Here is a 24,710-nt window from a genome sequence, read left to right on the forward strand (position 1 = left end):
ATCATGACGTTTTACCCAAACAACCAAGCGGGTGGTTCGATAAGCCAGCGTGTGTCCGGCCGGTCTCGCGGCGGGCATCCGGCGATCCACGCAGGCAGCGGCCCGGAAGCCGGGGCAAGCGGTTTCGTGCCGCCCGGCACGCGGCCGCGGCGTACATCGTGGCGCGGCCTGGGGCACCTCGTGCTGGCGGCGTGGGTGGCCGCGGCGGCGGCCGCCCCCGCGGCATGGGCGCAGGAGCGCGCCGGCCAGGGCGGCAAGGCCGGCGATACGTACAAGCCCATGGTCGGCCAGGAAGGCAAGGACGTGGTGTGGGTGCCGACGCCGCAGGTGCTGGTGGAGACAATGCTGGATATCGCGCAGGTGACGCCGCGCGACACACTCATCGACCTCGGCTCGGGCGATGGCCGTACCGTCATCACGGCGGCCAAGCGCGGCTTGCGGGCGCGCGGCGTCGAGTACAACCCGCAGATGGTCGAACTGGCACGGCGCAACGCCACGCAGGCCGGCGTGGCGGACCGTGCCACGTTCGTGACCGCCGACCTGTTCAAGACCAAGCTGGGCGACGCCGACGTCATCACGATGTTCCTGCTGCCGACGATCAACGAGCAACTGCGCCCCCGGCTGCTGGACCTGAAGCCGGGCACGCGTATCGTGTCGAATTCCTTCCGCATGGGGGATTGGCAACCCGACCGGTCGGAAACGGTGCGCGAGGGCTGCGACCACTATTGCACCGCCTTGCTATGGATCGTGCCCGCCAAGGTCGAGGGGACGTGGCGGCTGGCCGGGCAGGAGCTGCGCCTGCGGCAGAAGTACCAGATGCTGAGCGGCACGCTGGGCGGCGCGGCCATCAGCGATGCCCGCCTGGACGGCGATCGCATCCGGTTCAATGTCGGGGACGCCAGCTATGCCGGAACGGTGAACGGAAGGGCCATGCAGGGGACCGTCTCCGGTGGGGCGGGGGGGAGCTGGGCGGCGACACGCCTGTGATGGCCCCGGGCGGCGGCGGCACCCGCGCGCGATGGCCGGGTTACGCCGGCCGCCGGCAGCAATCGCTAACAAAATATTTCGGCGATGGCGTGGGCCGCCGCGCGCGGCTTGGCATTCCTGCGATACGCCCCGCCCCGTACACTTGGACCGATTCGTCCGAAAGGTGAGAGCCATGAAAATCCTTCTCGTCGGCGCCACGGGTTTCCTGGGCAGCGCCATCGTCCGGGAACTCGAACATGACCACGAGCTCGTCCTGGCCGGCCGGTCCAGCAAAAGCCATCGCGTCGATATCCGCGATGAAAACAGCGTCCGGGATCTGTTCGATCGCGTTGGCGATGTGGACGCCATCGTATCGGCAACCGGCGGCGTGCATTTCGGCCCACTGGTGGAGATGACGGCGGAGCAGTTCAATACCGGGCTGCAGGACAAGCTGCTGGGCCAGATCCGGCTGGCGCTGGTCGGGCAGCACCACCTGCGCCCGGGCGGTTCCATCACCCTGACGACAGGGATCCTGAGCGATGCCGTCATACGCGATGGCGTCAATGCCACGGCCGTCAATGCGGGCCTGGAAGGCTTCGTGCGCGCCGCGGCATTCGAGCTGCGGGACGCGCGCATCAACGCCGTCAGCCCGAACCTGTTGACGGAGGCCAAGGAGGCCTACGGCGGCAGCTTCCCGGGTTTCGAACCCGTGCCGGGCAGCCGCGCCGCCCTGGCATTCCGGCGCAGTATCGAGGGCGTGGAGACCGGCCAGATCTACCGGGTCTGGTGACCGCCTTTTCCGGTCAGGTGCTCGACGAACAACTTGGCGGCGGTCGGTAGCGCCTGGAAGTCGCGCACGCAGATCTGCAGTTCGCGCCGCGCCCAGGGCTCTTCGATGCGCAGGATGCCGATATTGAAGATCCGGGCATAGAGCGTGGCGATGTCCACGGGCAGCACGCCCAGGCCCAGTCCGGCATCCACCATGAAGCACAGCGTGTCGAAACCCGTAACCTGCACCTTGACCCGCAGGGGCCGTTCGAGCCGGTCGGCGGCATTGGCCACGATCTGGTTGATGGCGCTACCGGTATGCAGGCCGACGAAGTCGTAGGCCAGGGCGTCGGCGAAGCGGAAGTCCTGCCTGTCCAGCAGGGGATGGCCGGCCGGCGCGATGAGCGCCAGCGTGTCGCGACGATAGGGCAGGACTTCCAGCTCCCGGCCCGGCGGCATGCCGGAGAAAATGCCCACGTCCGCCGCGTTCTCGTGCACAGCCTTCAGGATGGCGGGAGAAATTTTCTCTTCCAGCTGCAGCTGGATGTTGGGGTAGGCCGAGGCAAAGGACTGGATATCGCCCGGCAGGAATTGCGTCAGGGCCGAGATATTGGCGAACACGCGGATAAAGCCCCGCGCGCCGCTGGCGTACTCCCGCATGGAGACGGCGATATCGTCCAGCTCGCGCAGCGCGCGTCGCGCCATGGCGGCCAGGGCCATGCCGGCGTTGGTGGGCTGTATGCCCTTGTTGGTGCGCACCAGCAACTGTGTCTTGAGCTGCTCTTCCAGTTCGCTCATGCGCTTGCTTACCGCCGCGGCGGCGATGTGCTCGCGCTCGGCGGCGGCGGCGATCGTTTTTTCCTCGATCACGCCGATGAACAGCCGCAGGGAAGTCGGATCCGGATGCATGCGCCGCAGTATACGGCCCGGGCGGCTACCGTCGCCAGGGGCGATGCCGCGCTCCGCCTTGCCATCGCGCGGCACGATGGCGCCATCATGAATCGTCGATTCCGTGCGCCCGTGGCCATTGCTAGACTGCGGCTTCGGAGGATCAGGACCATGAGCGAGAACCAGGGCGCCAAGCCACGGCTGTATATCCAGGAAGTCGCGCCGCGCGACGGCTTCCAGAACGAGAGTCAGTTCGTCGAAACCCAGGACAAGATACGCTTCATCGATGCGCTGTCCGCGTGCGGCTATGCCAAGATCGAAGCGACGTCCTTCACGTCGCCCAAGGCGATACCGGCACTGCGCGACGCCGAAATCGTCATGCATGAAATCGCCCGCCGGCCTGGCGTGGTCTACACCGCGCTGGTGCCCAATGTGCGCGGCGCCGAGCGCGCCGTCTCGTGCAAGGTCGACGAAATCAACCTGGTGATGTCGGTCAGCGAGACGCACAACCGCTCCAACCTGCGCATGTCGCGCGACCAGTCATTCGCGCAGCTTTCCGACGTCATCGACGCCGTGCGCGGCAGCCAGGTCGCCATCAATGTGTCCTTGTCGACCGTGTTCGGCTGCCCGATGGAAGGGGACATCGACCCGTACGAAGTGTTCGAGCTGATGGACCGCTTCGCCCAGCGCGGCGTGGACGGCATCACGCTGTGCGACACCACGGGCATGGCCTATCCCAGCCAGGTGGAAGCGATCGCGCGCCGCGCCAAATCCCTGTTCCCCCAGCTGGAACTGACGCTGCATTTCCACAATACCCGCGGCATGGCCCTGGCCAACACCATGGCGGCGCTGGCCGCCGGCGTGGACCGCTTCGACGCCTCGCTGGGCGGCATCGGCGGCTGCCCTTACGCTCCCGGCGCCAGCGGCAACGCCTGCACGGAAGAGCTGGTGCATATGCTGCAGCTGGACGGTTATGACACCGGCGTCGATCTGGAAGGCATCCTGGCCGTGGGCCGGACCTTGCCGGCACTGATCGGCCACGATGTTCCCAGCCAGATCCTGAAGGCCGGCACGCGGGACCGCCGCCATCCCGCGCCTTGCCAGTAGCGGGACCCGCGCGGGGATTTGCGATTAAGATGCACGGGCCCCCGCGCGGTGCATGGTTCGGACCGGGCAATCCACGATCCATCGTCGATCCCCGCCCCGGGTACCGGATGCGGGCATGCCGCCGGCCTTACCTGTGAGCAGTGTCGTCCACCATGAAATTCCATTATTCGCCTGGTTCCTGTGCGCTGGCCGTCCATATCGCCCTGGAGGAGGCCGGCGCGCAATACGACGCGCAGCGCGTGCATTTCGACCGGCAGGAACAGCGTTCGCCGGAGTACCTGCGGCTCAATCCGCTGGGCCGGGTGCCGGTGCTGGAGACCCCGGATGGCGTGCTGACCGAAGTGCTCGCCATCCTGGCCTATGTGGCCGCGGCCTATCCGCGGGCGGCCCTGGCGCCTGCCGATGCCTTCGGCATGGCGCGCATGATGTCCTTCAATTCCTTTCTGTCGTCCAGCGTGCACGTGGCCTATGCCCACCATACGCGCGGCGCGCGGTGGTCCGACGATCCCGCATGCCAGGCCAGCATGGCGGCGAAGGTCCCCGCCAACTATGTGGCGCTGTTCGACATGATAGAAGCCGGCAAGCTGGGCGAGCCCTGGGTCATGGGGCAGCAGTACACCGTGGCAGATCCCTATCTGTACGTCATGACGCGGTGGCTGGAAAGACTGGACATCGACGTGAATCGCTTTCCCCGCATCGCGGCGCATCACCGGCGCATGAACGAGCGGCCCGCCGTGCAGCGGGCGCTTCGTGCCCAGGGCCTGGCCGCCGCCTAGGACGGCCAGCGGGGCGCGCGAGCCCGTTGCGCCGGGCAGGCCGGCCGCGGCAAGCCGCTAATGCAGGTTGAACACCCAGCAGCGCAGGCTTTTGCGTTCGATGCGGCTGTTGACCACGCGCACCCCTAGAAAATAGGGGTGGCGGCTTTTCTTCAGCTCGCTGCGCAGTTCCGGCGTCAGCTCGATGGGATCGGGAGAACTGGCCAGTTCGCGCGCCAGATGGCGGAAGTTCAGTGCCAGGAAGCGGTCGGAGCGCCTGGCGTGGTTGAGCTCCGCGCCGTTCATCATGCGGCCGAAGACGGTGTCCCAGAAGCGCTGCAGCGCCGGCGACGTGCTTTGTCGCGGCCGGATGGGGAACAGGCATAGCTGGTTCAATTGCGCGCGCAGGATCTCCTGCTCGATGGGCGTGGCGCTGTTTTTCAGCGCATCCGACAGCGAGGCGATCTGCGACTGCAGGCGGCGGAACTGGCGCTTGATCGTGCTGGCGTCCAGGGCCTGCGCCGTGCCTTCCGAGCGGCTGGCCCAGTAGTCCAGCAGGGTGGGGAAGCCTTCGAATTGCAGGATGGCCAGCCGGTGCCGCAGGTTGACGTCGCCGTGCGTGTCGGCCAGGCGGTCCAGCCAGAGGGCCAGCCCGCCTATGGGCAGCATCGGCGTTTCCTTTGCATTCTCCGGATCGGGAATCGTCTTGAGGAGCTCGCACAGGTCCGGATCGCTGGCCAGCCTGCGCAGTTCCGTCCAGGTGTCGAGCTGCATGGATTCGCACAAGGGTGCGATGGCGGCCATGACGGTCTTGCCGTCGTGCGCGCACGGGATGCGAAGATCCGCGAAAGGGGTATCGACGAATTCGGACATAAAGCGCTCCCATTTTCCGGCTGCCGCTCCCTGGGGCGCGGCGGGGTGGACCTGCGCCTCGCGACTCGCCTTGTGCCTCGTCGATAATCGCGGTCAGGCATGCGCGTATCCTAGGTATCCTGGATTTTTCCTTGCTTTAGGTTTCGGCCGAAGCGTTTTGATTAACCGACTGAGATGCACGGCAGAACGTCGATGAATGCGGTCCCCGAGTTGTCTTTTCGTCCCGCCACCCCGGCGGACATCCCTGCGCTGCTCGAATTGCGCCGGCAGACCATGCTGCCGCATCTGCGGCGCGCGGGCGCGCCCAGCGACGAGGACGCCATTCTGGCGCGCGTCAATTACAGGCTGGAGGATGCGCTGCTCGTCTACGACGGCCCGGAACTGGTGGGACTGTTCAAGGTCTCGCGCGGCAGCGGCGAATGGAAACTGGTGCAGGTGCAGATCGCGCCCGGCCGGCAGGGCCAGGGGCTGGGCGGGCGGCTGGTGCGCGGCCTGCAGGCCGAAGCCGCGCGAGCCAACTGCGCCATCACGCTGGATGTATTGAAGGGAAACCCGGCGCGCCGCTTGTATGAACGCTGTGGCTTTGTGACGGTCGGCGAGAACGAACTGGAGCACATGATGCGGTGGACGCCATAGCGCCCTGACCGAAGTGCCCGGGGGCGGCTGCGTGAAGGTCGACGCTCCCGGATCCACCGCTTGGCGAGCCGCCGCGCGAGGCCCCATCGCGCGGGCGCCCCGCCTCGCAGGGCTTAATGACCGGGCACCGTCCAGAAATAAATCATGCGGCCGTCCACCGTCAGCGTCTGGTCCGGCGCCCAATCCCCCATGTCGAAGGCATGCGAGACGATGCGGGTGCCCGGCTTGAGCTTGAGCAGCGTGGGCCGCAGTTTGAGGTTCAGCGAAGGCAACAGGTACAGGCTGATCACCGTCGCCTTGGACAAGTCCTGCTGGAAAAGGTCGCCCTGGATGAACTGGACCTTGTCGGTCACGCCTTCCTTCTTGGCGTTGGCCCGCGCTTCCTGGATGCGTACGGGGTCGATATCGACCCCGACGCCGCGCGTGCCGAAGCGCTTGGCCGCCGTGATGGGGATGCGGCCGTCGCCCGATCCCAGGTCGTACAGGACGTCGTTCGGACCGACCTTGGCCACCTGCAGCATCGCGTCGACCACCGATTGCGGCGTGGGCACGAAGATGACGTCCGGCGCGCGCGGCTTGGCCGCGGTGTCGGCGCCCTGCGCCGCGGCCGCCGTGGCGGCGCCGAGAAGGAAAAGGCCGGTCAGTGCGTGGATCCATGAATGCCGGAGTATGCGCATGGTGTGGCTCCTGAAAGGCAAGGCAGGGTTGGGGTGCGCGGCGAACGGCCGCCGCGTCCGGGTGTTTACCGGGTGGCCGTCACGGGGCTTGCCGGGCCCCGCCATAGCATGACCAGCGCGCCCAGCGCCAGCACGGCCAGGCCGGCAAACGCCCCGACGCCGGTATGGACCACGCTTGCATAAAGCAGATAGGCACTGGTGCCGCAGAACAGCAGCGGCGTGAAGGGATAGAGCGGCACGCTGAAGGGGCGGGGCCGCGCCGGCTCCCGGCGGCGCAGCACGAACAGCGCCAGGCCGGTCAGCACGAAAAACAGCCAGAACACCGGCGCCGTGTATTCGACCATGGTGGCGAAGCCGCTGCGCGTGGCCGCGCCCAGGCCGACCAGCGCCAGCGCGATCAGGCCTTGCACGATCAGCGCGTTCGTCGGAGTGTGGTGGCGGATGTCCCAGCGCCCGAGCATGCGGAACATCGGTTCGTCGCGCCCAAAGGCATAGGTGGTGCGCGCGCCGGTCAGCACGGTGGCGTTGGCCGAAGTCAGCGCCGAGATCGCGATCAGCGCGCTGATGATGCGGGCGCCGTTCTCGCCCAGCACGGCGCGCAGCGCATCGGCCGCCACCGCGTTGGAGCCCGCCATTCCCGCCAGGCCCAGCACCTTGGCATAGGCCAGGTTGACCAGCAGATAGACCGCCGTGACCAGCGCCAGGCTCCAGAACAGCGCGCGCGGCAGATTGCGTCCGGGGCCGACGACCTCGGCGGACACGTAGGCGGCCTCGTTCCAGCCGCCGTAGGTCAGCATGACGAAGATCAGCACGAGCCCCCAGTTGGTGACGGTGGGCAGGCTGGACGGGGTGACGGCGCCGTCGGTGGGCGTGCCGCTCAGCAGCAGGCCGGCGCCGATGATGAACAGTACGCCGCCGACCTCCAGCACCGTCAGGCAGTTCTGCGTCCATTTGCCGGCACGCAGGCCGACGATGTTCAGCACCGTCAGCGCGATGACGGTCAGGGCCGCGTATAGCGCCGCGGAGTACGGCCCAAGACTGTAGATCTGGCTGGCGTAATCGCCGAAGACATAGCCCAGCAGCGCGATGGAGCCCGTGGGTATGACCGTCAGGCGCGCCCAGGCGAACAGGAAGGCGGTTCTTTCGCCGAAGGCGCGGCGCAGGTAGTGATAGTCGCCGCCGGCATCCGGGTAGGCGGTGGCCAATTCGGCGTAGCACATGGCGCCGGCCAGGGAGATCGCGCCGCCCACCAGCCATGCGATCAATATGTGGTTCAGGCTGGCGGCGTTGGCGGCGATCAGCGCCGGCGCGCTGAAGATGCCGGCGCCGATGACGATGCCGACCACCAGGGCCATGACATCCAATGTCGACAATAAGGGAGAGGGGCGAACGGCAGCCGCGGGGGACGTGGCGGAAGGCGGGTTGGAAGAGGCGTCGCGCACAGGGAGCTTCCTTGACCGTGGGAGAGGCGGGCAAGGGCTGGATAAGACGACGCCTTACCACATCGCCAGCGATGGTAGCACCCGGACGTAATTTTTTAAGCTGCGCGTAAGAAACAAATCGTTAGTCCGGTGGGCGCCGGACGTAACCACGGGCCGATGGCGCCTTGGGCGAGCGCCCTGGCGCCATGCAGGCAGGGCGCGCACCAGCCGGCAGCGTGCGTGGCGGCCGGCTGAGATCCGCCGGGGCGTTCAGCCGATATCGACCAGCCGCGTATGCTCGACCACCGGCGGGACGGCGAAATACGGGCTGACCAGCTCCCGCCACTTGGCGAAGTCTTCCGAGCCGCGGAAGTCCACCGTATGGTTTTCCAGCGTGGCCCATTCGACGAACAGGCGATAGCGGTTCGGGAATTCCACCGAACGTTGCAGCGATACCCCGTGGCAGCCCTTGGCGCGCAGGAACAGCGGCTTGGCCTTGGCCACGCCGGCCTCGAAGTCCGCGGCGGTGCCGTCCTTGATATCGATCTGCGCAATTTCGAGAAACATCGTCGCTCCTGGCCGAAACGGCGGTCGTTTCAGCGTTTGATATGTTCCAGCGCCACCGGATTGGTGACGCCGGTTTCCGTCAGCGTGCGCGTCGCGTTGACGGACGCGTAGATCCACAGGATCTTCATGGGCTGCGTGTCGGACATATTACGGAAACGGTGGGACACATTGGGGGGTATCCATGTCGTGTCCATGGGTTGCAGGCGGTGTTCCTCGCCGTCGATGTCGAGGATGGCGTCGCCTTCCAGCAGCATCACGCTTTCCTCGCAGTTGTGGCTATGGAAAGGAATCTTGGTGCCCGGGGCGAATTCCGTGATGCCGTTGATGAAGGCGGTGGCGCCGTCGCCCGCCGTGACCAGCGGGATGGTGCGCGCGCCGCCGCCGCGCTCGTAGGCGGTGAGCTCCGACGGGCGGAAGATGCCCGGCTTGGGGCCGCCGTTCCGCGTGGTATTGGTAGTGGTCATGCTTGGACTCCTATGACAACCTGGCCCGCGGTTCAGCGCGCGGGGCCGGTCCAGACCGATTTGATGTTCGTGAATTCCTTCAATCCGTAGCTGCCCAGCTCGCGGCCGTAGCCGGATTGCTTGATGCCGCCGAAGGGCAGGCGCGGATCCGACGCCACGGTCCCGTTGATGAACACCGCGCCGGCTTCGATCTCGCGCGCCAGGATCTCGGCGCGTGCCAGGTCGCCTGTCCACAGCGCGGCGCCCAGGCCGAATACCGTGTCGTTGGCGATGCGGATGGCCTCGTCGGCATCCTTGCAGCGGATGATCGCCGCGGCGGGGCCGAATGTCTCGTCGCGGCCGGCGGGCATGTCGGGCGTGACGCGATCCAGCACGGTGGGCTCGAAGAAAAAGCCCTTGCCGGCGCGGGGCTCGCCGCCCAGCAACAGGCGGGCGCCGGCGTCCACGGATGCGCGCACCTGCTGGTGCAGGTCCACGCGCAGATTATTGCGCGCCATCGGGCCGACCTCCACGCCGGGGTCGCGCGGGTCGCCCACTTTCAAGGCGCGGGCATGCGCGACGAAGGCGTCGACGAAGGCATCGGCGACCTGCGCTTCCACGATGAAGCGCTTGGCCGAAATGCAGCTCTGGCCGGCGTTATGGAAGCGCGCCTTGGCGGCGGTGCGGGCGGCCAGGTCGATGTCGGCGTCGGCCAGCACCACGAAGGGATCCGATCCGCCAAGCTCCAGCACCTGCTTCTTCAATGCCGCGCCTGCCTGCGCCGCGATGGTGCGGCCCACCGGCGTCGATCCGGTGAAGGTGACGGCGGCGATCCGGTCGTCCTCGATCAGCCGCCGTACCCGCGAGGAATCGACCAGCAGCGTGGAGAACAGGCCCCGCGGCGCATCGGCCCGTTCGAATACCTTGGCCAGCGCCACCGCGCATTGCGGCACGTTGTTGGCGTGCTTGAGTACCGCCGTGTTGCCGGCCAGCAAGGCGGGCGCGGCGAAACGCATGACCTGCCAGAACGGGTAATTCCAGGGCATGACGGCCAGGACGGTGCCCAGCGGATCGAAGACCACCTTGCTGTGGGTCGCATTGCTGGCCACGACTTCCGGCGCCAGCAGGCGCTCGGCCTCGTCGGCGTAGTAGTCGCAGTTGATCGCGCATTTCTCGACTTCGGCGATGGCCTCGGAGATGGGCTTGCCCATTTCCGCGGTGATCAGCGCCGCGTACTCGGCCTTGCCGGCGCGCAGGGTGGCGGCCAGCCGGCGCAGCAGCGCCTGGCGTTGCGCCAGGCTGGTGCGGCGCCACTCGCGCTGGGTGGACTGCGCCGCGGCCAGCGTGGCTTCGATGGCGGCGTCGTCATGGTCGTCGAAGGTGGCGAGCGTGCTTTCGTCGAAGGGATTGATGGAGTGAATCATGAATGGCTTCCAGACACAGGCGTGCCGTTACTCCGCCTGGATATTGTTGTCCCGGATCAGTTTTCCGTAGACGGCATAGCCTTCCGCGGTGCGCTTGCCCAGTTCTTCGGGCGAAGACGCCACCGGGTTGGCGCCCTGCGACGCCAGCTTGGCCTTTACCTCGGGGTTGGCCAGCACCTGCTTGATCGTGGCGTTCAGCTTTTCGATCACCGCCGGCGGCGTCTTGGCCGGCGCGACGATGACGAACCATGAAGAGAAGGTGAAGCCCGGCGAGCCGGATTCGGAAATCGTCGGCACGTTGGGCAGTTCGGCCATGCGTTTTTCCGACGAAATGCCCAGCAGATCGACGCGCTTGCTGTCGATCAGGCTTTTCGAGGTGGCCAGGGCCTGGAAGGCGACCTTGGCCTCGCCGCCCGCCACGCCTAGCGCCGCCGGCGTGGCGCCGCGGTAGGGGACGTGGACCATGTCCAGTTTGTTCTGCGATGCGAACAAAGCCATGGCGATGTGCTGCGGGCTGCCGATGCCGCCGGAGGCGTATTCGATGCGTCCGGGCGCCGCCTTGGCCGCGGCGATCAAGTCGCCGGCGTTCTTGTAGAGCCCCGGCGTGGCGATCAGGCTCCATTCGAAGGTGGTGACCAGGGAGACGGGCGCGAAATCCTTCAGCGGATTCCAGGGCGTCTTCGACAGATTGGGCACCATGGTCAGGATGCTGTCGTTGAAGGCCCCGATGGTGTAGCCGTCCGGTGTGGCGGTGGCCACCCGGTTGGCGCCGATGGCGCCGGCCGCGCCCGGCAGGTTTTCCACGACGATGGACTGGTTCAGGATCTTGCCCATCTCCTGGGCAACCAGGCGCGCGACATTGTCGACAGCGCTGGCCGTGGCCAGAGGAATGATCATGGTGATGGGGCGTTCCGGATAGTCGGCCCGCGCTTGCTGGGCCGCGCCGGCTGCCGCCAGACAGAGCGTTGCGGCGATCCTCACTGCGGTACGACATTTATTCCATGCCTTCACAGCCTTCTCCTCGATGATGTTTGCGGGGGTAAGCTCGCGGGCGACACTCTAGGGGGGGGCACCGCGCTCTGTCCAATGGCGATTTTCTATTTCTTGCATCGAAAGCCGCCATAATTCGTTACGCTTACGCATATCCTGCGGAGCGGGACGCCGTGGGGCCATGCCGAATATGACGAATAAATCCGGAATCAAGCTGCGCCAGCTCGAATATTTCCTGGCCATCGCCGAGACGCTGCATTTCTCCAAGGCGGCGGAAAAGCTGTTCGTGACCCAGCCCACCTTGTCGCACCAGCTTGCGGAACTGGAAAGCCACCTGGGCAAGGCGCTGTTCGACCGCTCCGGCAAGCACATCCGCCTGACGCAGGAGGGCCAGGTCTTCCATGCCTATGCCAAGCGGACCGTGGACGAGCTGGCGGCCGGGTGCGCGGCGCTGGAGGAACTGGATGCCTTGCAGCGCGGGCATCTGGCGATCGGCGCCAGCCAATCCTTCACCCGCAAGCTCCTGCCGCCGGTGGTGGCCGGGTTCATGCGGGCCTATCCGCATGTCCGCCTGACGGTCACGGAAATGATGGCGCCCATGATCGAGGAAAAACTGGCGGCCGGGGACCTGCACCTGGGCGTCGCCTTCGTGCCGGCGCGGCTGGACGAAACGGCGGTGGAGCCGCTCTTCACGGAGCGGCTCATGCTGGTCGTGGGCGCGGCCCACAGGCTGGCGGGCCGCAAGCGCGTGCGGCTGGCGGACCTGGCGCGCGAACCGCTGGTGCTGATGACGCGGGATTACTACACCCGGGCGCTGGTGGAACAGTATTTCGACCAGCGCGGCCTGGTGCCCAACATCGTTTGCGAGACCAACGCGCTGGGCTTGATGATGGACCTGGCGGCCGCTTCGCAGGTCGCGACGCTGTTGCCCGAAAGCACCATCGATCCGTCGGCCCGCGTGGCGGTCATACCCGTGTACGAGCCCGTGCCGATACGGGTGTCGGCGTTGCTATGGTCCAAGCGGCATCACCGCACCACCGCCGCGACCACCTTCGCCGGGCTGCTGCGCCAGCGGCTGCATGCCGCCGAGCCCGCCCTGCGCCGCGCCAAGGGCGCCGTTACGCAATGAAGCACCCTGGGTCCGTCCCCTGCGTCGCCCTGCCTACAATAGGCGTTTTGCCTCATCCGGTCCGACCGCAGGAGATACCCCGATGCCGCTTCTTACCTTGACCCGTTGCACCGTACTGGCGATCGCCGCGGCCGTTCTGGCGGGATGCTCGACGACGACGGGGCAGGCACAGGCACAGGGGCCCGGCGCCGCCCAGGCGGCCACGACCTCGGATTCCCTGGCGCAGACGCACTGGCGGCTGGTCCGCTGGCAGTCGCCGGACGGCTCGGACTATCCCTTGCAGCTGGGCCAGATCTACCCGCCCTTGAGCCTGGCCTTCATGGCGCGCAATCGCGATTACCGGGTGTCCGGTTTCTCCGGCTGCAATGAATTCTCGGGCACGTACCAATTGCAAGGCGGCAAACTGATCATTACGCTGCCTTCCAGCCGTGCGCTGCGCTGCGCCACGCCGGAGCTGCGGGAGGCCGAGCACGCCTACCTGTCGGCGCTGGCGCATATCAGCACCTTTACCCTGGACAGCGGCGGCGCGCCGCACCAGATGACCTTCAACGTGCGTAACGGCGATGTCCTGACATTCCTGCGTGGCCCCGATATCTCGACGACGCGCTGATCCTGGAGTCTTTTCATGTTTTTTCCCTTCCCGCGTCGGATCGCCTGCATGGCGGTGGCGGCTGCCGCGCTGTCGGCGTGCGCAACGCCCATGCAGCCCGAACTGGCGCAGGCGCGCTACCAGCCCGCCTATGCCTCGGATTTCCTGGCCCAGACCAACTGGGTGCTGGCGCGCTGGACCCGGTCCGGCGGCACGCTGCGGCCCGTTCCACGCAACGACGGCCGCGACCGGCCCATCACGATCAGCTTCGTGCACGAAGGCATGCAGCTGCGCGTGGCGGGCTACGCCGGCTGCAACAACTACAGCAGCACCTATACGGTGGCCAATGGCAACCTGATCGTGACGGCTCCCCCGGTGGCGACGCGCATGGCCTGCGCGCGGCCGGAGCTGAACCAGATGGAGCAGGATTTCCTGGCCGCGCTGACCCGCATCCGGGCCACCTCCGTGGACGATACGGGCAATCCGCGCCGGCTCTCCCTGACGCTGGACAACGGCGAAGTGCTGGATTTCGCGCGCGCCGACGCGGGGCGGTAAGCGGTGTCCATGTCCCCCGTCACGAATATCGCCGCCTACAAATTCGTCACCCTGGATGACCTGCAAGCGCTGCGCGCGCGCATGCTGGATACCGCGGCGGCGCACGACTTGAAAGGCACCGTGCTGCTGGCCGAGGAAGGCATCAACCTTTTCCTGTCGGGCGGCGCGCAGGGCGTTGCAGGGTTCCTGGACTGGCTGCGCGCGGATCCCCGCTTCGCCGGCCTGGAAGTGAAGTCCAGCTATTCGGAACAGATTCCGTTTCGCAAACTGCTGGTCAAGATCAAGCGGGAAATCATTCGCATGAACCATCCGGCGATCCGGCCGGAAGCGGGGCGGGCGCCCAGCGTGGACGCGCGCACGCTGGCCCGCTGGCTGGCCAGCGGCCGCGACGATGCCGGGCAGCCTATCGTCATGCTCGATACCCGTAATGCCTTCGAGGTCGATGCCGGTACCTTCGAGGGTGCGCTGGACTGGCGCATCGATCGATTCACCCAGTTTCCCGAGGCGCTGCGCGCGCATCGGGACGAGCTCCAGGGCAAGACCGTGGTCAGCTTCTGCACCGGCGGCATACGCTGCGAAAAAGCCGCCCTTTACATGGCGCGGGAAGGCGTGCGCGACGTCTACCAGCTGGAAGGCGGCATACTGAAGTACTTCGAGGAAACGGGCGGCGCCGGTTTCAAGGGAAGTTGCTTCGTTTTCGACGAGCGCGAGCTGTTGGGGCCGGACCTGGCGCCGGCCGCCGGCGCCGCGCATTAAGGAGCCGCCGTGTCGCGTGCGCCCCTGGGCATCATGGCTGCCCTGCATGACGAGATCGCCGGCTTGCTGGCACATATGGGGCCGGACGCGGCGTGCCGGCGCATCGGCATGCGTGACTATTATGTCGGCGAACTCTACGGCCAGCCCTGCGTGGTGGTGCTCGCGCGCATCGGCAAGGTGGCGGCGGCGGCCACGGCCGTCACGCTGATCCGCGACTTCGACGTGCGCGCCCTGTTGTTCACCGGCCTGGCGGGCGGCATCGCGCCCGGCGTGCGCGTCGGCGATGTCGTCATCGCCGACGCGCTGGTGCACCACGACCTGGATGCGCGGCCGCTATTTCCGCAATACGAGGTGCCGCTGCTCGCGGTCAGCCTGCTGCCGACGGACGCGCGGATGAACGGGGTGCTGGCGCAGTGCGCGGCCGATTACCTGGCCCTGGCGCTGGCGCGCGACGTGGATGCCGCGACGCGCGATCTGTTCGCCATCGGGGCACCCATGCTGCATCGCGGCCTGGTGGCCAGCGGCGACCGCTTCGTGGGCGATGCGGATACCGCCGCCACGGTCCACGCCGGCCTGCCCGACACGCTCTGCGTGGAAATGGAAGGCGCCGCGGTGGCCCAGGTGTGCCACGAATACCAGGTGCCCTGTGCCGTGATGCGGACGATCTCCGATCGGGCGGATGCCGCCGCGCCGGTGGATTTCGCCGCTTTCCTGAATCACATCGCCAGCCACTATTCCAGCGGCATCGTCAGCCGCTTCATCGAGGCATACACCGACTAGCGGCGTACGCCCGTGCCGGGGTTCAACTGACCCGCATTCCAGGCTGCGCGCCGGAATGGGGCTCCAGCACAAAGATGCCGGGCTGGGCCGATTCGTCCGCGTGGCTGGCCGCCAGCACCATGCCTTCGGATATGCCGAACTTCATCTTGCGTGGCGCCAGGTTGGCGACCATGACGGTCAGCTTGCCGATCAGGTCCTGCGGCTTGTAGGCGGACTTGATGCCGGAAAACACGTTGCGATGGCGCCCTTCGCCGACATCCAGCGTCAGGCGCAGCAGCTTGGTCGAGCCTTCGACTTCCTCGCAATCGACGATGCGGGCCACCCGCAGGTCGATCTTGGCGAAGTCGTCGATGGCGATCGTGCCGGCGATGGCTTCGCCGCCCGGCAAGCCGCCGGCCGATTCCCCAGCGGTGCCCGCGACGGACGTGGCGGGCGCGGAAGAGGCGGCGGGCTTGGCGCCCGCCCCTTGGGACTTGGCGGCCTTGGCGGCGGGCGCCGCGGCCGCTGCCGGGACGTCGACCAGGGCGTCCAGCATGGCGGGGTCGACGCGCTGCATCAGGTGCTTGAACGGCGCGATGCTCAGGGGCAGCATGGCGGCGTCCTGCCACACGAAGGGGGCCGGTTGGCCGAAGAGTTCGCGGGCGACACGGTCGGCCAGGGCCGGCAATACCGGCGCCAGCATGACGGACAGCGCCTTGAAGCCGGCCAGGGCGCGCGAACAGATGTCCTGCAAAGCGGCCTTCTGGTCTTCGCCCGCGGTGGCGATGCCCTTGGCCATGACCCAGGGCTGCGCGGCGTCGAACGCCTGGTTGATGCGGTCGGCGCAGGCCATGATGTCGCGGATGGCGCGGCCGTACTCGCGGGCTTCCAGCGCCGCGCGCACGGTTTCGGCCTGCTCGGCCAGTTCGGCCGACAGCGCCTTGGTGTCGCCTTGGTAGGCCAGCGCGCCGCCGAAGTGGCGGGTGATGAAATTGGCCGCGCGGCTGGCGATATTGACGTACTTGCCGATCAGGTCGCTGTTGACGCGGGCGATGAAATCCTCGGCGGTGAAGTCGACGTCCTCTACCTTGGCATTGAGCTTGGCGGCGATGTAGTAGCGCAGCCACTCCGGATCCATGCCGACTTCCAGGTAGCGCAGGGGCGATATGCCCGTGCCCCGGCTCTTGGACATTTTCTCGCCGCTGACGGTGATGAAACCGTGGACGTTCAGCGCATCCGGCGTCTTGCGGCCCGCGAACTTCAGCATCGCCGGCCAGAACAGGGCGTGGAAGTAGATGATGTCCTTGCCGATGAAGTGCACCTGTTCCGTCGCGCCGGCGGGGTCCAGCAGCGCATCGAAGTCCATGCCCTGCTTATCGCAATAGGCCTTCAGCGAGGCCAGGTAGCCCACCGGCGCGTCCAGCCAGACATAGAAATACTTGCCCGGCGCGTCGGGGATCTCGATGCCGAAGTAGGGCGCCTCGCGCGAGATGTCCCAGTCGCCGAGCTTGGCCTGGGCATCGTCAGCGCCCAGCCACTCGCGCGTTTTCGCCAGGACTTCCGGCTGCAGGCGGCGCGTGCCGGCGGCATTGGCCCCGGCCGTCCATTCGCGCAGGAAGGCCACGCAGCGCGGATCCGACAGCTTGAAGAAGAAATGTTCGGAGCTCTTCAGGACCGGCGTTGCCTGGGTCAGGGTGGAGTAGGGATTGATCAGGTCGGTCGGCGCATAGACCGCGCCGCAGACTTCGCAGGAGTCGCCGTACTGATCCTTGGCGTGGCACACCGGGCATTCGCCCTTGATGTAGCGATCGGCCAGGAACATTCCCTTGACCGGATCGTAGAACTGCTCGATGGTGCGGGTCTCGATCAGCCCCTGGGCCTTCAGCGCGCGATAGATGTCCTGCGACAGCGCGACGTTCTCCGGCGTGTCGGTGGAGTGCCAGTGGTCGAACCGGACGTGGAAGCCGTTCAGGTAGCGCGGCCGTTCGGCGGCATAGCGCGCCACCAGTTCGCGCGGCGTAATGCCTTCGCTTTCCGCCTTCAGCATGATGGGCGCGCCATGGGCATCGTCCGCGCCCACGAAATGCACCGTATGCCCCGCCATGCGCATGCTCCTGACCCAGATGTCGGCCTGGATGTACTCCATGATGTGGCCGATGTGGAACGAGCCGTTGGCGTAGGGCAGGGCGGTGGTGACGAACAGGGTACGAGGCATGGCCGAGGGGCGAAGTGGAAAACCGGACCCGGCATTTTAGAGCCACTCGAAGCCGGCGGGCCCAGGACGGGCGTGAGGGGGGTGGAGACGCATGAGGCGGACGGGGCCGCCCCTGGGCCGGGCGCGCCAGACCATGCGGAAACCCGCGCGCGCACACCAGGCGCGGAAATCGGATACGCGGAACGGATCAGCCGCCGGAATCCGGCAACCGGAGACGCTGGCGCGGGGGAGGCGCCTAGCGGACTTCGCGCACTTCGACGTCGATGACGTCGGGGCGCACGCCCTGGAAGGGGGCGGGGCCTCGGGTGGCGTTGCGCTGGTGCCAGTAGGCCTTGACGCCGAAGGGCCGGCCGCGGACCTTGGACACCACATACAGGATGCCCACCGCGATGGCGGTGGATACCATGAAAATAAGGGCCATGACACCGCCGATGAGGGCGAGCACCGTGAACGCGAGGGCGCGAACGAAGCGGGTAAGAGCGTTGTCCATGCTAAGAATGATGCGTAAGGCGGCGAAAAGTTCCTGCGGATTCCGCTATCCTTGCAACTGAGACAGAAGCGATATAGGCCGCACGGTGCTGAAAAAGCCAGGCTGTAAACCGGGATAGCCGCGCCAAAGCCCGGGTGCCTGCAGGAATATAGTGACATGAGTTTGACGATCCAACAAATAAAGGCGGTCCTGGAAGGTGTAACGGACCCGCAAACCGGCGCCAGCATCGGTAAATATGTAAAAGACCGCGACATCCACGTGGACACGGATCCGGTATCCGTGGCGGTGGAGCTGGGCTACCCCGCGCGTTCGCGGCAACAGGCCCTGCGGCAGGCGGTCGTGGATGCGCTGGCGGCCGCCGGCGCGCCCGGGGCCCGCGTTTCCGTCACCTGGAAAATCGCCACGCATGCCGTGCAGCGCGGGTTGAAGCCCTTGCCCAATGTCGCCAATATCATCGCGGTGGCGTCCGGCAAGGGTGGCGTGGGCAAGAGCACCACCGCGGTGAACCTGGCGCTGGCCCTGGCGGCCGAAGGCGCCCAGGTGGGCGTGCTGGACGCGGACATCTATGGCCCGAGCGTGCCGACCATGCTGGGCATCTCCGGCCGCCCGGTCAGCCACGACAACAAATCCATGGAGCCGCTGCAAGGCCATGGCTTGCAGGCCAATTCCATCGGTTTCCTGATCGATGCCGATTCGCCGGCGATCTGGCGCGGTCCCATGGTGACCCAGGCGCTGGAACAGCTGCTGCGGCAGACCAACTGGCGGTCGCTGGACTACCTGATCGTCGACATGCCCCCGGGCACGGGGGATATCGCCCTGACGCTGGCGCAGAAGGTGCCGGTGGTCGGTGCCGTCATCGTCACCACGCCCCAGGACATCGCGCTGCTGGATGCCCGCAAGGGCCTGCGCATGTTCGAGAAGGTCGAGGTGCCCGTGCTGGGCGTGGTCGAGAACATGTCCGTGCACATCTGCAGCAATTGCGGCCACGCCGAACACATCTTCGGCGAAGGCGGCGGCAAACGCATGGCCGAGCAGTACGGCGTGGCATGGCTGGGCGGCCTGCCGCTGACCATGAATATCCGCGAGCAGACCGACGCCGGCAATCCCACGGTGGCGGCGGACCCTTCCAGCGAGGCCGCCAGCCTGTACCGGGACATCGCGGTCCGGGTCGCGGCGGCCGTGGCGGAGTTGCCACGCGACATGGCCGGCAGGATTCCGAACGTCGTCGTCCAGCCCAGCTGACGCATGCGTTGGCTTGCGGGCCTTTCGCTCTACGTCCTGCTGGCGCTGGTCCAGAATGCGTACGCCAAGCCCGAGATCGTCATCGACCCCGGCACGGTGGACCCGGCGTCCATCAAGGCCGTCAACGATGCCGTCGAAGTCATTGCCCGGCTGGCGGCGGACCAGGACGGCGGCGAGGCCGACCGCCTGCGCCGCCGCGCCCGCGATGCCGCCTTGGCGGCACTGGCTACCCAAGGGTATTTCGCCGCGCGCGTCACCTTGAAGACCGGCAGCGATGTGGGGGGCGGCACCTGGGACATCGCCATCGAGGCCGGCGTGCGCGCCACGATCGTCGCCGTGGACCTGTTATTCACGGGCCGCATCGCGCAACCTCGGTATGCGGCGCGCGTTGCCGCCCTGCGCAAGGGCTGGTCGCTGCCCGTGGGGCACCCATTCGTCAACGAAGAATGGAATAAGGCGAAGTCGGCGCTGCTCAACGACGTCAGCGACAAGGATTTCCTGCTGGCCAGGATCGCGGCGTCATCCGCCGATGTGCAAGCCGACCAGGGCCAGGTGCGCCTGAAAGTCCAGATCGACAGCGGCCCCGCGGTACGCATGGGCGACCTGGAAATCGACGGCCTGCAGCGCGTGCCGGCCTCGCTGGTGCGGCGCTACGTGCGCTACAAACCCGGCGACCCCTACGACCAGGACAAGCTGAACGACTGGCAGCAGGTGCTGCAGAGCACCTCTTTCTTCCGGGGCGCCTTCGTTTCCATGGTGCGGCCCGGCGGCGGCACCATCACGCCGCCCGAGCAGACGCCGGCCGTTTCCACGCCGCAGGGCGATCCTGGCGTGGCGTCCGGCGCGCAGCCCGCCGCGCCGGTGGACAGCAATGGCGAAATCACGCTGCCCGTGCAGGTGCGCGTGGTGGAAGCGCCGCCCAAGCGTTTTTCGGCGTCGCTGGGCGTGGACAGCGATGTCGGCGTCGGCGTAGAGGCGCTGTACCGCCAGCAGGTGGTCCTGGGCCAACCGCTGACCATGGAATCCGGTTTCGGCGTGAACCGGCTGCGGCAGCGGGTGTACACCGATTTCTACCTGCCGCCGGACGGCAAGGGCAATAAAGACAGCATTGGCGTGCTGGCGGAGCATTCCGATATCCAGGGCCAGGACGTGACGCGTTTCGCGCTGGGGGCCACGCGCCTGCAGGAACGCCATGGCCAGGGCCGCGTCGACTACGAAACCCGCTGGGGCCTGCTGGCCGCGCACGATAGCGTCAAGATCGAAGGCGCCAGCGACTACGACCTGCCCAGCCTGACCGGCACCGTGGAGTGGCTGCGGCGCGATGTGGACGACAAGTACGACCCGCGCGACGGCAACCTGGTCGCGCTGGGCGGCGGTCTGGGCGTCACGCTGGACACCGGCCGGCCCTACAGCCGCGCCCGTGCCCGCGCGCAGCGCTGGTGGCCGGTGGGCCAGCGCGACGTCTTCACGCTGCGAGGCGAGATCGGCAAGGTATGGTCCGACAGCACGCGCGTCCCGCCGGACTTCGGTTTCCGCACAGGCGGCGCGCGCAGCATCCGGGGATACCGCTATCTGAGCATAGGCGCCGACCGCGGCGATGCGGTGGTGGATGCGCCCACCTTGCTGGTCGGCAGCATCGAATACGACCATTATTTCGACGAACGCTGGGGCGTCGGCTTTTTCGTCGACGCCGGCGATGCCGCCCAATCCTTCGGCGACATGCGCATGGCGGTCGGCTACGGCGTCGGCGCGCGCGTGCGCACGCCCGCCGGTCCGCTCTTTTTGGATGTGGCCTATGGCCAGCGCGACCATTCCCTGCGGCTGGCCTTTTCGCTGGGGATCGCATTTTGAAGATCCTGGCCAGGCTGCTGCGCGATGTCCTGGTGTGGTGGTTGCCCACCCTGCTGCTATTCCTGTGCGCCGTGGGCGCGGGCGCGGCGTGGCTGGCCGGCACGCAGGCGGGCGCCCAATGGCTGGCGCGCAATGCGCTGCCGCAGGCCGGGGCGCGGGCGCAGGACGTCACGGGCTCGGTCTGGCGCGGCCTGCGGTTCGGACACCTGTCGGTGGACACGGACGGCGTGTCGGTGGACGCGCGCGATCTGGCGCTGACCGTGCAATGGGCCGAACTGCTGCAGCGGCGCCTTCGCGTCCGGGATCTGTCCGCCGCCAGCCTGACGGTAGATATCGCCGATACGCCGGCGGACGCCACGCCCGCCGAAGCTTCCGGCGCGCCGCCTTCCATCCCGCTGGACATCGTGGTGGAACATCTGGCGGTGGACGAGTTTTCGTTGCGGCTGAATGGCGAGCCGCTGCCCGTCGCGGTGGGCGGGCTGCAGGCGGCATTGCGGGCCGGCGCGGGCGGCGCCGAAGTTCGCATCGATGCCCTGGACCTGAAGCATGACTGGGGCGACGCCCGCCTGAAGGGCCAGGCGGAATTGAAACGGCTGGCCGCGCCGTGGCCTTTGAACGCCCGCTTGCATGTGACCGCCCAAGGCCAGGGCGCGGACTCGCCGCTGTGCGTGGGCAGATTCGTGGGAGACCTGGCCAAGGGCAAATCGGCGCCCAGCGCGGCCGGCAGCCCGGCGCACCCCGTCGATCCTTGCCTGATCGAAGCCGATCTGCAGGCGGATGGTTCGCTGGATGCGATGGCGGCCACCCTGGCCGCGCAAGCGGCCGGCGCGCACTTGGCGGCGATGGCCGACCTGGCGCCGCAGGCGGCCATGCCGCTGCGCGCGGCCGACGCGTCGCTGCGGCTGGCGGATGGCACCTCGGCCTCGGTGTCGCTGGCGGTGGCGCGCGACGACGCGGCGGGCGGCATCCGCGTGCGCGGCAAAATCGCCGCGGACCGGCTGGACCTGGCCCGCCTGAGCGGCAACGCCATTCCGCCGTCGGTGCTGAGCACCGGTGGGGGCTTCGATGCCCTGCTGACCGACGCGTACGTGCTGCGCGATGCCGGCCTGGACTTGTCCATCGGTGCGGGCAGCCGGTGGAACAGCCAGCCGCTGGACGGCACGGCGCGCGGGCGTGTCATGACGGCCGCCAATGAGCAGCCTGCCGCCGATTGGACGGCCGCGCTGGCGGATGTGCGCGTGCAGGGCCTGGCCGTGGACTTGCGCCTGGGCCGCAACCGGTTGCGCGCGCAGGGCAGTATCGATCCCGCCGGCGGAGCCATTACCGTGGACGCCGCCGCGCCGCAATTGGCCTCGTTCTGGCCCGGCCTGGAAGGTGCCGCGACGCTGCAAGCCAAGCTGACCGGCACCCCCGCCCGCCACCGCGTGGAGTTGCGCGGCGGCTATACGCCCGCCCGCTCGCGCCCCGGCATGCTGGGCAGCGCGCCCATGCAGGCCTCGCTCGATGTCAGCGGCGGCTATGGCCCGGGCCAGGGTACGGATGCCGCATCGCAGCTGCCGGGGTGGCGCGGTACGGTGTCGCGCGTGAGCTTCTCGCACGCCGGCTTCGACGTGGCCTTGCCGCGGCCGGTGACGGTGGCCTGGTTGCCGCATGCCCGGGCGCCCACGTGGCAATGGCAGGTGGGTCCGGCGCGCATCGAGCTGGGCATGCCGGGCGGCGATCGGGCGGTGGTCGATCACCAGGGTTCCCGTGGCGGCGATGGCCGCTGGGAGACGGCCGGCCGCATGGACGATCTGGTCGTGACCCCCGCCCTGATCCGCCGTATCCGCCGCACGGTGGATCCGGACGCTGTCGCGCGGGAAGCGCAGACGCGGCAGTCGCGCGTCAATGCCCGGGTGGCGGCCAGCCAGCGGCGCTTCGGCGTGGACGTTTCCTGGGACCTGCGCTATGCGGGCGCCCTGACCGGCAAGGCGCGCCTGGCGCGCCGTTCCGGCGACCTGCTGGTGCCCGGCGACCCGCCCATGCCCCTGGGCTTGCGCGACCTGGTCCTGGACCTGAACGCCACCGCCACGGGTGGCCGCAATAGCCGGCTGGATGCCGCTTTGCGCGTCGACACCGCCGCCATGGGATCGTTGCGGGCCACGGCCACGGCCATGCTGGCCGCCACGGCGGCGGGCGGTATCGGCCTGGCGCCGCGCCAGCCGGTGCGCGCATCGCTGAATGCCGACATCGACGACCTGAAATGGGTGGAGCTGTTCACCGGCGACAGCACCGAGATCGGCGGCACGCTGAAGGCCAGCGTCCAGGCGCAGGGCGTGCCCGGCGGCGACTGGACGGCCAACGGCACGATGCAGGGCCAGAAGCTGCGTTACGTACGGGTCGACGACGGCGTACGGCTGGTGGACGGCACCCTGTCGGCGCGCCTGCGCGAGGACCGTCTTATCGTCGAGTCGCTGCGCTTTCCCGCCATCCTGCGCGTGGTGCCGACCGAGGCCCGCACCCGCGAATGGGTCACCCGCGATCCGGACGCCAAGAACGGCTATATCGATGCCAGCGGCGCCTGGCGGCTGGCGGATGCCGCGGGGCAGGTCCGCATCGTCCTGCGCCGGTTTCCTCTGATCCAGCGCGCGGACCGCTTCGCCATGGTGTCGGGCCATGTCGATATCGATGCGGCCTTGCCGCGTATCTCCATCCATGGCGACGTCAAGGCAGACGCCGGCTGGGCCAGCCTCGACGTGCTGTCCGAAGTGCCCACCTTGGACGGCGACGTGGTGGTCCACCGTCCCGGCGACGAGGACGCCGCGCCTTCCACGCCGCTGCAGACCGATATGGACCTTAACGTGGACCTGGGGCCGCGGTTCTACCTGACCGGCATGGGGCTGGACGCCGCGCTGGGCGGATCAATCCGCATCCGCTACGTCGATAACCGGCTGACGGGCACCGGGGCGGTGCGCACCCGCGCCGGCCGCATAGACGCCTACGGCCAGCGGCTGATGCTGCGCCGGGGCAGCGTCACCTTCCAGGGGCCGCTGGACAACCCGCTGCTGGATATCGAGGCGCTGCGTACCGGCGAACAGGTGGAGGCCGGCGTGCGTGTCAGCGGCACGGCCCAGCGTCCGCGCATCGACCTGATTTCCTACCCGGATGTGAGCGACGAGGAAAAACTGTCCTGGCTGGTCCTGGGCCGCGCCCCGGATGCCAGCGGCAACGATACGGCGCTGCTCGTGTCCCTGGGCACATCGTTGCTGGGCGACGGCGAGCCTTTCTACAAGAAGTTCGGATTGGACGACGTCACGGTGCGCAATGGCACGCTGGGCAGTTCCAACAGCCTGCTGCCCGACCAGACCGTGGCCGGCAACGTCAACCAGGACGCCAGCCAGACCCTGGCGACGCAGTTCGTGGTGGCCAGCAAGAACCTGGCGCAGGGCATCACGCTCAGCGTGGAGCAGGCCCTGGCCGGCTCCGAAACCGTCGGCAGGCTCAGCTATCGGCTGTCGCGCCGCTGGTCCGTGGACCTGAAGGGCGGCTCGGTCAATGGCCTGGAACTGGTGTATCGGACATTTCTGGGGGACTGAGCCGGCGGGCGCGAAGACGCGCGGACGCTAAAAT

23 protein-coding genes are annotated in these 24,710 nt (G+C 67.9%); 13 read left to right on the forward strand and 10 right to left on the reverse strand.

The genetic code is table 11. From position 1 onward, the window contains the following. Nucleotides 1-3: 3 nt before the first annotated feature. Together BAU06_RS02360 and BAU06_RS02365 are read left to right on the forward strand one after the other, a co-directional pair. Nucleotides 4-987, forward strand: a complete 984-nt coding sequence (locus tag BAU06_RS02360; protein WP_082993484.1) for an SAM-dependent methyltransferase — start codon at nt 4-6, stop codon at nt 985-987. Nucleotides 988-1,159: 172 nt separating this feature from the next. Beyond that, nucleotides 1,160-1,756, forward strand: coding sequence for a short chain dehydrogenase (locus BAU06_RS02365; RefSeq protein WP_066343917.1), 597 nt, complete (start codon nt 1,160-1,162; stop codon nt 1,754-1,756). Here the strand turns inward: BAU06_RS02365 and BAU06_RS02370 are convergent. Then, on the reverse strand, nt 1,741-2,643 hold the full coding sequence (locus tag BAU06_RS02370) for a LysR family transcriptional regulator (RefSeq protein WP_066357732.1): 903 nt from the start codon (nt 2,641-2,643) through the stop codon (nt 1,741-1,743). The two genes, BAU06_RS02365 and BAU06_RS02370, sit on opposite strands and share 16 nt — an antisense overlap. A 150-nt stretch (nt 2,644-2,793) precedes the next feature. On the opposite strand from BAU06_RS02370, the gene BAU06_RS02375 reads away from it, so the two are divergent. Further along, entirely contained in the window at nt 2,794-3,729 is a 936-nt protein-coding gene (locus BAU06_RS02375) for a hydroxymethylglutaryl-CoA lyase (protein WP_066343919.1), read from the forward strand. Between the two features lie 152 nt (nt 3,730-3,881). Further along, nucleotides 3,882-4,505, forward strand: coding sequence for a glutathione S-transferase family protein (locus BAU06_RS02380; RefSeq protein WP_066343924.1), 624 nt, complete (start codon nt 3,882-3,884; stop codon nt 4,503-4,505). Nucleotides 4,506-4,562: 57 nt separating this feature from the next. On the opposite strand, the gene BAU06_RS02385 is transcribed toward BAU06_RS02380, so the two are convergent. Next, complete coding sequence (locus BAU06_RS02385) at nt 4,563-5,357, reverse strand: hypothetical protein (RefSeq protein WP_066343925.1); 795 nt, start codon at nt 5,355-5,357, stop codon at nt 4,563-4,565. A gap of 192 nt (nt 5,358-5,549) precedes the next feature. On the opposite strand from BAU06_RS02385, the gene BAU06_RS02390 reads away from it, so the two are divergent. Further along, nucleotides 5,550-5,993, forward strand: a complete 444-nt coding sequence (locus BAU06_RS02390) for a GNAT family N-acetyltransferase (RefSeq protein WP_066343926.1) — start codon at nt 5,550-5,552, stop codon at nt 5,991-5,993. Between the two features lie 113 nt (nt 5,994-6,106). Here the strand turns inward: BAU06_RS02390 and BAU06_RS02395 are convergent, their stop codons facing one another. The 6 genes from BAU06_RS02395 to BAU06_RS02420 form a co-directional block, all read right to left on the reverse strand. After that, nucleotides 6,107-6,670, reverse strand: a complete 564-nt coding sequence (locus BAU06_RS02395; protein ID WP_066343928.1) for an SAM-dependent methyltransferase — start codon at nt 6,668-6,670, stop codon at nt 6,107-6,109. 65 nt (nt 6,671-6,735) lie between these two features. After that, on the reverse strand, nt 6,736-8,112 hold the full coding sequence (locus BAU06_RS02400; RefSeq protein ID WP_066343929.1) for an APC family permease: 1,377 nt from the start codon (nt 8,110-8,112) through the stop codon (nt 6,736-6,738). Between the two features lie 249 nt (nt 8,113-8,361). Further along, on the reverse strand, nt 8,362-8,658 hold the full coding sequence (locus tag BAU06_RS02405; protein ID WP_066343930.1) for an antibiotic biosynthesis monooxygenase family protein: 297 nt from the start codon (nt 8,656-8,658) through the stop codon (nt 8,362-8,364). 29 nt (nt 8,659-8,687) lie between these two features. Continuing rightward, on the reverse strand, nt 8,688-9,122 hold the full coding sequence (locus BAU06_RS02410; protein ID WP_066343931.1) for a cupin domain-containing protein: 435 nt from the start codon (nt 9,120-9,122) through the stop codon (nt 8,688-8,690). A 32-nt stretch (nt 9,123-9,154) separates the two neighbouring features. Next, the gene (locus BAU06_RS02415) at nt 9,155-10,525 is read right to left on the reverse strand and encodes an NAD-dependent succinate-semialdehyde dehydrogenase (RefSeq protein WP_066343933.1); all 1,371 of its coding nucleotides are present in this window, start codon (nt 10,523-10,525) and stop codon (nt 9,155-9,157) included. 27 nt (nt 10,526-10,552) lie between these two features. Next, complete coding sequence (locus tag BAU06_RS02420; RefSeq protein WP_082988499.1) at nt 10,553-11,422, reverse strand: Bug family tripartite tricarboxylate transporter substrate binding protein; 870 nt, start codon at nt 11,420-11,422, stop codon at nt 10,553-10,555. Between the two features lie 283 nt (nt 11,423-11,705). On the opposite strand from BAU06_RS02420, the gene BAU06_RS02425 reads away from it, so the two are divergent. From BAU06_RS02425 to BAU06_RS02445, 5 genes are all read left to right on the forward strand, one after another. Then, complete coding sequence (locus BAU06_RS02425; RefSeq protein WP_197509416.1) at nt 11,706-12,644, forward strand: LysR substrate-binding domain-containing protein; 939 nt, start codon at nt 11,706-11,708, stop codon at nt 12,642-12,644. A gap of 82 nt (nt 12,645-12,726) precedes the next feature. After that, nucleotides 12,727-13,254, forward strand: coding sequence for an META domain-containing protein (locus tag BAU06_RS02430; RefSeq protein ID WP_066343938.1), 528 nt, complete (start codon nt 12,727-12,729; stop codon nt 13,252-13,254). Between the two features lie 15 nt (nt 13,255-13,269). Further along, nucleotides 13,270-13,788: an META domain-containing protein gene (locus BAU06_RS02435; RefSeq protein ID WP_066343940.1), complete on the forward strand. Its 519-nt coding sequence runs from the start codon at nt 13,270-13,272 to the stop codon at nt 13,786-13,788. A 9-nt stretch (nt 13,789-13,797) separates the two neighbouring features. After that, complete coding sequence (locus BAU06_RS02440) at nt 13,798-14,544, forward strand: sulfurtransferase (RefSeq protein ID WP_066357738.1); 747 nt, start codon at nt 13,798-13,800, stop codon at nt 14,542-14,544. Nucleotides 14,545-14,577: 33 nt separating this feature from the next. Continuing rightward, nucleotides 14,578-15,324 carry a 5'-methylthioadenosine/adenosylhomocysteine nucleosidase gene (locus BAU06_RS02445; RefSeq protein ID WP_066357740.1) on the forward strand — a complete coding sequence of 249 codons (747 nt, stop codon included), beginning with the start codon at nt 14,578-14,580 and terminating at the stop codon, nt 15,322-15,324. Nucleotides 15,325-15,346: 22 nt separating this feature from the next. Here the strand turns inward: BAU06_RS02445 and metG are convergent, their stop codons facing one another. Both metG and BAU06_RS02455 read right to left on the reverse strand, forming a co-directional pair. Further along, on the reverse strand, nt 15,347-17,518 hold the full coding sequence (gene metG / locus BAU06_RS02450; protein WP_066343942.1) for a methionine--tRNA ligase: 2,172 nt from the start codon (nt 17,516-17,518) through the stop codon (nt 15,347-15,349). A 235-nt stretch (nt 17,519-17,753) separates the two neighbouring features. After that, the gene (locus tag BAU06_RS02455) at nt 17,754-18,008 is read right to left on the reverse strand and encodes a hypothetical protein (RefSeq protein WP_066343945.1); all 255 of its coding nucleotides are present in this window, start codon (nt 18,006-18,008) and stop codon (nt 17,754-17,756) included. Between the two features lie 156 nt (nt 18,009-18,164). Here BAU06_RS02455 and apbC point away from each other — a divergent pair, with 156 nt between their 5' ends. From apbC to BAU06_RS02470, 3 genes are read left to right on the forward strand one after another with little or no spacing between them, the layout of a single operon-like run. Further along, on the forward strand, nt 18,165-19,250 hold the full coding sequence (apbC, locus tag BAU06_RS02460) for an iron-sulfur cluster carrier protein ApbC (protein WP_066343949.1): 1,086 nt from the start codon (nt 18,165-18,167) through the stop codon (nt 19,248-19,250). 3 nt (nt 19,251-19,253) lie between these two features. Continuing rightward, nucleotides 19,254-21,101, forward strand: coding sequence for an autotransporter assembly complex protein TamA (locus BAU06_RS02465; protein ID WP_066343951.1), 1,848 nt, complete (start codon nt 19,254-19,256; stop codon nt 21,099-21,101). Then, nucleotides 21,098-24,676: a translocation/assembly module TamB domain-containing protein gene (locus tag BAU06_RS02470; protein WP_066343954.1), complete on the forward strand. Its 3,579-nt coding sequence runs from the start codon at nt 21,098-21,100 to the stop codon at nt 24,674-24,676. Before BAU06_RS02465 ends, BAU06_RS02470 begins: the two co-directional genes overlap by 4 nt. Nucleotides 24,677-24,710 lie beyond the last annotated feature (34 nt).

It is taken from the genome of Bordetella bronchialis, assembly GCF_001676705.1.
In the GTDB taxonomy this organism is placed as follows: Bacteria; Pseudomonadota; Gammaproteobacteria; order Burkholderiales; family Burkholderiaceae_B; genus Bordetella_C; species Bordetella_C bronchialis.